The sequence below is a fragment of the Microcystis sp. LSC13-02 genome, assembly GCA_002282935.1.
Lineage (GTDB): Bacteria > Cyanobacteriota > Cyanobacteriia > Cyanobacteriales > Microcystaceae > Microcystis.
The window spans coordinates 1-7,921 of the sequence record MTBT01000111.1; the positions used below are offsets into that span (position 1 = coordinate 1).

Sequence of the window (7,921 nt, forward strand, 5' to 3'; positions counted from 1 at the left end):
GTCCTTTCTTGATAATGTGTCTTTCGGCTACTAACATTATTCTCCGTTGTCTTTTAACTCAGCGTCGGGTTTTGAAGGGTTGTCATCCGTTGTGATAATTGTACCAGAAGGCAATTGATAACCTGTTAAATTCCCTTGTTTCCACCACCTCCAAGCCGTTCGATAACTTATTGCTGTTTTTTTTGCCTAGTCTGATAGTTTCGTGTTCACATATTACCACGCCTGACTATATCTGACTATAGTTGTATTGAAACTTTACAATACTAAATTCTGTTTAAAAGGCATAGGAGAGTGGGGTGTAGGGTGTAGGGTGTAGGGTGTAGGGTGTAGGGTGTGGGGAGAAGGGAGAAACAATTCATAACTTGAGAGTTAATCACACTATTGAAAACGGATTTGGTCTCACCTCCCTTTTCAGAAAAACGATTTGCCTTTTCTGGTTCTGTCGCCTAACCTAGTAGTTAGGGAATTTATTATTGCCTTTCCCGTCCACAAACCCCGAAGCGAAAACATCCATTTAAGATTATGACTAACCCCGTTATTCACGCCTTTTTCCTCGGACGAGCGATCGCTGAAGTGATCGGTGAACAGCTAGAAGATGCTTTTACCAACGCTTTAAGCGAATTAGGCAAATTTGATGCCGAACAACGGGAAAACCTGCGGCAATTCGTCGAAGAAGTGCAAATGAGAGCCGATCAAGCCATGGAAAAGGGAGTATATACTGGTACAGAGTCCGGTGGTTCCTCCAGTGCCGATGTGCAGGAAAACATCGACGAAATGCGCGCCGAAATCGCCCAATTGCGCTCGGAACTAAAAAACTACCAGAATTAACCCAAAACCCTCTTTTAGTCGCTTTAAAGCCCCAAAAATTGCGTGTCAGCCTTTCTACCCGTCCCCGTTACCCCAGAGTTAAACCCAGCAATGCCGGCCCTCCAAGTCGCCAAAAATAGCTATCGTTGGAATCGAGAAAACTATTCGATCAATCGTCGTCGTCTAGATATTTGGCGATTCGTTCTGACTGTACTTTATCAATTCTGGCTCAACGGTAAAAAATGGAGCTATAACGGCGGCTATAGCGAGGAAAAACTCGCCGGCAGACGCAGAAAACAGGCCGCTTGGATTCGGGAAACCATGTTAGAATTGGGACCGACTTTTATTAAAGTCGGTCAACTGTTCTCCACCCGCGCCGATCTTTTTCCCCTCGAATATGTGGAAGAACTCTCCAAACTACAGGATCAGGTTCCCGCATTTACCTACGAACAGGCCAGCAAAATTATCGAGATATCCCTCGGTAAACCCCTGAATAAACTCTTTAAAAGCTTCGATCCCATCCCCCTAGCAGCCGCTAGTTTAGGACAAGTTCACCGGGCCCAACTGAACACCGGGGAAGATGTGGTGGTCAAAGTCCAACGGCCCGGATTGAAAAAATTATTTAGTATCGATCTGGCCATCCTGAAAAAAATCGCCCAATACTTCCAAAATCATCCCAAATGGGGTAAAGGTCGCGATTGGACCGGTATTTATGAAGAATGCTGTAAAATTCTCTGGGAAGAAACCGATTATCTCAACGAAGGTCGCAACGCTGACACTTTTCGCCGTAATTTTCGCGGGGAAGATTGGGTCAAAGTACCGAAAGTCTATTGGCGCTACACCTCTCCCCGGGTTTTAACCCTAGAATACCTCCCCGGCATCAAAATCAGTCATTATGAAGCCCTAGAAGCGGCAGGACTCGATCGCAAATTGTTGGCTAAACTGGGGGCCAAAGCTTATTTAATTCAACTGCTCAATAACGGCTTTTTTCATGCGGATCCTCACCCCGGCAATATCGCCGTTGATAGTGATGGCTCGTTAATTTTCTACGATTTCGGCATGATGGGACAAATTAAAACCAACGTGCGCGAAAAACTAATGCAGACTCTCTTAGGAATTGCCCAAAAAGATGCCGATCGCGTGGTCACTTCTCTGGTAGATTTAGGAGCATTAACTGCTAATGGTGATATGGGAGCAGTGCGGCGCTCGATCCAGTATATGCTCGATAACTTCATGGATAAACCCTTTGAGGAGCAATCCGTGGCCGCTATCAGCGATGATCTCTATGACATGGCCTACGATCAACCTTTTCGCTTTCCCGCTACCTTTACCTTCGTCATGCGGGCATTTTCTACCCTGGAAGGGGTAGGCAAAGGACTCGATCCCGAATTTAACTTTATGGAAGTGGCCCAACCTTTTGCCCTGCAATTAGTACATGATATGACAGGAAATAATGGCAGTAATATCCTCGATGAGTTAGGACGACAAGCAGCCCAAGTGAGCAGCACCGCCCTGAGTTTACCCCGACGCATCGATGATACGATCGAAAAATTAGAACGGGGTGATATCCGTGTCCGGGTGCGTTCGAGCGAATCTGAGCGACTTTTGCGGCGATTGGGTATGATCCAAATGGGAACCAACTATACTTTAATTATCAGCGCTTTAATTGTCTCAGCGACGCTTCTATTTGTCAGTGGTTTTGGTTGGTTGACCTTATTGCCGTTAGGAATTGCGCTTTTCCCGGGGGTAGCTTTGTTGAGACTTTGGCAGAAAATTCAACGTCAGGATCGCATGATGTAATTGATCACGGGATAATAAGTTATTGTGTTAGAAGCAGAAATTTCGATGAACAACCTTTCTTTTGGAGGAATGACCGATCCTGGTGTAGTGCGATCGGTTAATCAGGACAGTTATTATATCGACCCCGATCGCCGCTTTTTTATCGTTGCCGATGGTATGGGGGGTCATGCGGGAGGCCAGGAAGCTAGTCAAATAGCCAATGAAACTATCCAAGCTCATCTAGAAGAACACTGGAATTCGCCCCTGAATACCGGGGAATTGCTGCAGGAGGCAATTACTGCCGCTAACGAGAAGATTATTGAAGATCAACTCAAAAATCCCGAAAGACAGGACATGGGGACAACCCTAGTCATGGCTATCTTCCGAGATGATGGCTCTTGGTACACCCATATTGGTGATTCCCGTCTCTATCGCTTTCGTGAGCAAAAATTAGAACAGGTGACGGAGGATCATACTTGGATAGCTAGGGCGATAAAAATGGGCGATCTGTCCGAAGAAGATGCGAAAAACCACCCTTGGCGACACATTTTATTTCAATGTCTCGGTCGTCGCGATTTGCCCCCAGTGACGGTATCTCCCCTCGATGTGCAATCTGGCGATGGTTTAATTCTCTGTAGTGATGGTTTGACGGAAGAAGTGTCCGACGAGGAAATTAGCGATTATTTGCAAACCGGTGCTGATTGTCAGGAAATTGTCGAGAATTTAGTGGCAGCGGCCAAAAAAGCTGGCGGTTCTGATAATATCACTGTGGTCATGGTAAGCTGTTGACTATCTAGGGTTTGCGGCAAAAAGTTTCTCGTGGGGAAGTGGGGAAGTGGGGAAGTGGGGAAGTGGGGAAGTGGGGGAATTTCAACTAAAACCCTAACACCCTAACACCCTAAGACCCCCCGCAACGCGCACGCAGTGACCACCCTATCTCCTGCCTCGCAGCCTCGGAGCCTCATCTCAACAAGCAATTTAAATTCGCGGGCAGCTTACTCGATCGCTCCTGCTTGTTGTAATAAAGAAACGATCGCCTGATGGTGATTAAATTTAGCTAACATTAAAGCGGTCATTCCCCCTTGATTTTTCTGATTTAAGTGCACTTTTCCCCCGTCTAACAAAACTTTAACCGTGTCGAGACAACCGTGATAACTCGCCCACATTAAAGGGGAAGCGCCGCTAAAATCGAGTTTATTGACATCAGCACCGATATCGATTAACCGGCGCACCAGTTGACTATTATTGCCCTCACAAGCTTTCATGAGGACGGTTTTGCCATCGGGATAAACGGCGTTGGGATTAGCCCCGTAGTCGAGGAGATAACGGCAGATTTCGGCAAATTTGCGCTGTAGAGCTAAGGTTAACGGTGTTTCTCCCTGCTGAGTTAGGTTAGGCTCCGCTCCCTGTTTTAACAATTCTAAAACGATCGCTTCGTATCCTTGCATCGTGGCGATGATCAGGGGTGTATCCCCAAAATGATTACGGTGATTGACAAAAGCGCCGGCTTGTAGTAAGGCCTGGACGATCTCTAGATGTCCTTCGATCGTCCCTAAATGCAGGGCCGTTTCTCCAGCCTGATTTTGATTGTCAATACTGGCCCCCTTAGCGAGTAAAAGTCGGACAATATCGAAATATCCCTCAGCAGCAGCGATCATGAGGGCAGTTTCTCCCTCCTCCGTGCTGATATTCGGATTTGCTCCCGCTTGCAGTAAAGTTTGCCCGCTGCCGAGATTTCCCCTCTCTACAGCCAAAATTAGGGGAGTTTCCCCAGATAAAGTGGGAGAATCGAGGGGCATACCACGGGTAATAAACAATTCGAGGATTTCTGGGCAATTAGCGGTGAGAGCCTGTAACCAAGCTTCTTGACGTATTTCGTCATCTACACCACTATCGAGCAGTAAACGGACGATTGCGGCGTAATTTTGGCTAATAGCTACAGATAAAGCCGTATCTCCATCCCGATCGCGCATATTGACCCGAGCGCCAGCGATTAATAACTGTTCTGCGATCGCTGTATGACCCTTATAAGTGGCAATTATTAGTGCAGGTGTACCATCTTGATTGACCTGATTGACATTAGCACCGGCGGCGATTAATTGAGCAAGGATTTCACTGTGATTGAGCGCAGCCGCTAACATGAGAGGGGTTAAACCTTGAGGTTGTTTACTTTTGTTGATATCAGCCCCAAATTCTCGCAAAATTGCCACAATTTCCCTATGACCCCCCTGCACGGCATAGATTAAAGCCGTAGTATTTTGCACATCAGTGGCGTTGACATTTGCCCCCTGACTCAGTAAAGCTTGAACCCGCGCCCGATTGCCCTGACGCGCCGCTTGTATTAACAAGATATCCCAATTAGAAGCCATTAACAGTGACCGATCGGCAGAAAGTATTTTTTCTATTATCGATCTTTCTAGACAGTTGACGCTCCCATCGCACTCATGCGAGGGATTCCCTGTTCATCCAGTTACCTTATCTACCAAGCTTTTCATCGTACAAGGTGTCAAACCGAGAGCCTTCAAGCTGACATTTTAGGTAAACGGACAGAAAAGCTACTACCCCGTTCTAATTCTGAGGTGACGGCAATAGTTCCCCCATGAGCATCGATAATGCGACGGGAGAGATAAAGTCCTAACCCATTGTTGGAAGTGTCTGGGGAACCGGAGTACAGGCGCTCGAAAATCCGGAGTAGTTCTTCTGCTGAAATGCCTATACCAGTATCCTCGATGACAATGGTGACAAAAGTATCTTCCTCTGTAGCGGGGATTAGATGAATTTTCACATCACCCTTTTGGGTAAATTTAATCGAATTGCCGATGAGATTGGTAAAAACGCGCCGCAGTTCCAAGCGATCGCCAGTTAGGAAAATTTCCCTGGCATTTTCGGCATTTAAGCTTAATTCTAGTCCTTTTTCTCGGGCAAGGGGAGTTAACTGCTGACAGACTTCTTCGAGAATATCGATAATCTTTAATTTAGTAAAATTAAGTGTCTTTTCGCCGTTTTCATAACAATAAACTTCCAAAAGATTATTAACCATTTCCAAGAGATTTGTATTACTGCGAATAATCACCTTAATAACTCGACTCATTTCGGGAGTAATCTCACCGTATAAACCTTCTTGAAATAGTTCTAATATGTGATTGACAGACACTAAGGGAGTTCGCAAATCGTGGGTCATCCTCGAAACAAAATCTTCTTTTTGTCTAGCCAATTGCTCTTTTTCTTGTTTGGCAATCGCCACTTCTTGTGCCGCTTCATAGATGCCTAGGGCGTTTCGCATCGCTTGATTTAAGTGCGCGGCAGAAAGACGAAATTTACTCAGATAATCGGAAGCACCGGCTTTCATCATATCTACGGCAATTCCTTCGTCTCCGTGACCGGTTAAGACAATTAGGGGTATTTTAACTCCCTGCTGCCGAATTTCCCGCACCAAAGTCAAACCATCTTGATCGGGTAGAAGATAATCGATAAACATACAGTCGAAAAGATTATTGGACATCTTTTCTTTAGCCTCTTGATAGTCAGCGGCTTCTGTTATTTCGATCGCCATCTCCGATGTTCTTAAGAATCGGCGCACGGCGACCCGATCTACTTCATTATCATCAACAATTAGAACTTTTAACTGGTTTAACATTGCCAATTTAAATCTGAATTTCATTACTGTCTGATCTACCCTGATAGAATACCTCGAATCGGGTTCCATGGTCAAGACATTTTCGAGGTCGATTCTTACAGCTTTTTTCATAAAGATGAAGTATAGCCTAATTTGCTATTGACGACTGAATCGTGACGACTGGCCGCCAAAACGAAAAATTACTACCTCACTATTAAGATGACTGCCACAATCGGAAACAATACTTAAACAAAATGGCAATGCTTCAACAGAGCGCCTTCAAGTAGGGGATGATATTCTTTTTCGGAGATAGTATAGGTCCCAAATCTAGCCAGATGGGGATTTTGCATTTGGGCATCAAATAGACAGAAATCCCGTTCTCTAAGGTGTTCGACTAACTTGACCATGGCTACCTTAGAACCATCAGGAATTTCATAGAACATCGATTCCCCGATAAAAACCCCACCAATTGCCAAACCTAAAATCCCTCCCGCTAATTGATCCCCTTGCCAAGTCTCGAAACTGTGGGCCCAACCGGCTTGGTGTAATTGCTGATAGATTTGGATTAACTCCGGGGAAATCCAAGTCAGCGAGCGATCGGCACAACCGGCACAAACCCCAGCAAAATCGCCGTTAATAGCCACGCTAAAGCGATTTTGATTCAAAACTCGTTTTAGGGACTTGGGATACCTAAAACGCCGATCGAGAGGGATAAGAGCGCGATTTTTACTAGAATACCAATCCAATCGCCCCCCCTCATCGGCCATGAGAAAGTAACCGCGTGCGTATCCTTGTATAATAGAGGCGGTATCCACGACTCCCCCCAAGAATTCAGTCTCGTAGCCTGATCATTCTCTAATTATGCCCGATCATCCCGCACCAATTCCACCTATTACTTTACCACCGATCGAAAATCCCCAACAGGAACAAACTTGGCTGCGCACCGCTTTGCATCGTTGGTTAGATGCAGAATTTATTCCCGAAGCTATTAATGAAACTATCGCTGAACGCGCTAGTCAAATTTTTCTGCGTCAGCGTTTGGAAGGGGAAAACGATCTCGGTAGCTTGGTAATTGCGATCGTTACCGAGATGCAGGCTTTTGATTTTCGCGAAAGTTTTTATAGTGAATTCGCCATCGCTAACGCCGTCAGTGATTTGATTTTAGATAGTTTAGGGATCGATCGCTGTTGTGGGCAAAGTTAGACAGTTTTTCTCTGCTATTGGAGTTTAATTTCTATTAGCGGTCCTGCTAATTTTTTTGTACGAATGGGGTATTGCTCATTTAAGAAGTTAACAAAATCTTCTTCGGGATGTGCCACGACGATATTACTGTAGTTTTGGGCTAATTCCTTGAGATTGAGTTTTTGCCGCCAGGATTCCACATCGCCATCCCGAAATAATTGAAACTTAACTCGATCGTTAACTAAATAGGATAATGCCAAAAAGAAACTAGGGGTATTATCGCTGATAACTATCGGCTTAGTCATGGAGTTTAAAACAGGAGCGATTTCTAGATTATTGCCACTGGCTGTACCTCGTTGATCATCTAAAGCCGCATCAGGAGTTAAACCCAGAAATACACCCGATACTATACCTAGTAGCAGGAAAATTAGCAAGATTTGTTGTCCTAAATAGGGTCTGCTGAAAAAGTTATTGAAAAGCACAGGTCTCTTAATCAATGATTTCACTTAGCTAAAAACATAAGCTTTAGTTGTTGAT

Annotated in this window: 8 protein-coding genes; 4 read left to right on the forward strand and 4 right to left on the reverse strand. The window is 45.1% G+C overall.

What is annotated here, in order from left to right:
• Positions 1 to 522: 522 nt before the first annotated feature.
• From BGL89_RS06820 to BGL89_RS06830, 3 genes are all read left to right on the forward strand, one after another.
• Positions 523 to 828: a DUF6825 family protein gene (locus BGL89_RS06820; RefSeq protein WP_004162702.1), complete on the forward strand. Its 306-nt coding sequence runs from the start codon at positions 523 to 525 to the stop codon at positions 826 to 828.
• 90 nt (positions 829 to 918) lie between these two features.
• Positions 919 to 2,607 carry an ABC1 kinase family protein gene (locus BGL89_RS06825; protein WP_286825052.1) on the forward strand — a complete coding sequence of 563 codons (1,689 nt, stop codon included), beginning with the start codon at positions 919 to 921 and terminating at the stop codon, positions 2,605 to 2,607.
• 45 nt (positions 2,608 to 2,652) lie between these two features.
• Entirely contained in the window at positions 2,653 to 3,375 is a 723-nt protein-coding gene (locus BGL89_RS06830; protein ID WP_286825047.1) for a Stp1/IreP family PP2C-type Ser/Thr phosphatase, read from the forward strand.
• A gap of 206 nt (positions 3,376 to 3,581) precedes the next feature.
• Here BGL89_RS06830 and BGL89_RS06835 read toward each other — a convergent pair whose 3' ends face one another.
• The 3 genes from BGL89_RS06835 to aat all read right to left on the reverse strand — a co-directional run bounded on the left by BGL89_RS06835 (position 3,582) and on the right by aat (position 7,029).
• On the reverse strand, positions 3,582 to 4,982 hold the full coding sequence (locus tag BGL89_RS06835; protein WP_502692604.1) for an ankyrin repeat domain-containing protein: 1,401 nt from the start codon (positions 4,980 to 4,982) through the stop codon (positions 3,582 to 3,584).
• A 125-nt stretch (positions 4,983 to 5,107) separates the two neighbouring features.
• Positions 5,108 to 6,223: a hybrid sensor histidine kinase/response regulator gene (locus BGL89_RS06840; protein WP_353743917.1), complete on the reverse strand. Its 1,116-nt coding sequence runs from the start codon at positions 6,221 to 6,223 to the stop codon at positions 5,108 to 5,110.
• 224 nt (positions 6,224 to 6,447) lie between these two features.
• On the reverse strand, positions 6,448 to 7,029 hold the full coding sequence (aat, locus tag BGL89_RS06845; protein ID WP_286825050.1) for a leucyl/phenylalanyl-tRNA--protein transferase: 582 nt from the start codon (positions 7,027 to 7,029) through the stop codon (positions 6,448 to 6,450).
• 34 nt (positions 7,030 to 7,063) lie between these two features.
• Between aat and BGL89_RS06850 the strand changes: the two genes are divergently transcribed.
• The gene (locus tag BGL89_RS06850; RefSeq protein ID WP_045358156.1) at positions 7,064 to 7,405 is read left to right on the forward strand and encodes a DUF8822 family protein; all 342 of its coding nucleotides are present in this window, start codon (positions 7,064 to 7,066) and stop codon (positions 7,403 to 7,405) included.
• Positions 7,406 to 7,419: 14 nt separating this feature from the next.
• Here BGL89_RS06850 and BGL89_RS06855 read toward each other — a convergent pair whose 3' ends face one another.
• Positions 7,420 to 7,818: a hypothetical protein gene (locus BGL89_RS06855; RefSeq protein WP_286825051.1), complete on the reverse strand. Its 399-nt coding sequence runs from the start codon at positions 7,816 to 7,818 to the stop codon at positions 7,420 to 7,422.
• Between the last annotated feature and the right edge of the window lie 103 nt (positions 7,819 to 7,921).